1 protein-coding gene is annotated in these 961 nt (G+C 47.8%); it reads left to right on the top strand.

Going from position 1 to position 961, the window contains the following annotated elements:
* Nucleotides 1-199: 199 nt before the first annotated feature.
* On the top strand, nucleotides 200-961 hold a 762-nt coding region (locus tag NIE88_RS22100), incomplete at its 3' end, for a minor capsid protein (RefSeq protein ID WP_253065713.1).

The following is a 961-nucleotide window of genomic DNA, read 5'->3' as shown; positions in this document are numbered from 1 at the left end:
TGCTGAGAAGACTGGATTAGACCTTGATGATGTTTACAAGATGATTGATGCTCATGATGATTTCTTGAAAGAGAAAGGCATTATTGTTGATTAGGAGGTGATCCTTCCGGACAACCGGTGTATCTCGCCCTAAGCCTGGCGTTAAAAGGCTTATTTTTATGCCGTGGTGATGACTATGCCAACTTATTGGGAAAACCGAATGATTCAACTTTATAACGCGCAGGACAAGCGGAATGCGAAGCTGGACAAGCGGATGCGGAAAGAGTATCTGCGGTTGGAAGAGCAGATCAAGAAAGAAGTCGCCAGCTATTACGCCAAATACGCAGTGAACGATGTGATCGAATACCGTCAATTGGTGTTTGCTCTCTCACAGTCTGAACGTGATTTGCTGTACAAGGACTATCAGGAATTCGCCCGGCGCTATCCGCAGTATCAACGCCTCATGCCCGTGCGTGAGAGCATCTACCGGTTGAACCGACTGGAAGGGCTACAGTTATCCACCAGGCAGCGCATGGTCGAACTTGGGGCGTTTGAACAGGAAGGCTTTGAGAAACTGCTGAAAGCGTCGTATCAAAATGGCTATTTGTCCAGTATGAAGGGTTTGCAGAATGCACCATCCTTTTTCGGTGTAAATGATGAAGTGATGATCCAGACGCTGAATGAGCAGTGGATTGATGGCAAGAATTTCTCCGGCCGGATATGGGCGAACAAGGAAAAGCTGATTAATACAATGAATAACGAGATCCGCGATGCGATTATCCGGGGTGACGATTATCAGCAGATGGCCAGACTCATATCGCACCGCATGGGCGTTGGGGCGAATGAATCTCTGCGGTTAATCACAACGGAGAGCGCGTTCGTGATGAATCAGGCGAATAAACAAGCTTTTACGGATGCTGGAATTGAACGGTATGAGATTACGGCGGTCATGGATCATCGAACAAGTGCCATATGCCGGGGT

This window comes from Sporolactobacillus shoreicorticis (assembly GCF_024125445.1).
Classification (GTDB): Bacteria; Bacillota; Bacilli; order Bacillales; family Sporolactobacillaceae; genus Sporolactobacillus; species Sporolactobacillus shoreicorticis.
This window is presented reverse-complemented; position numbering and strand designations above follow the sequence as displayed.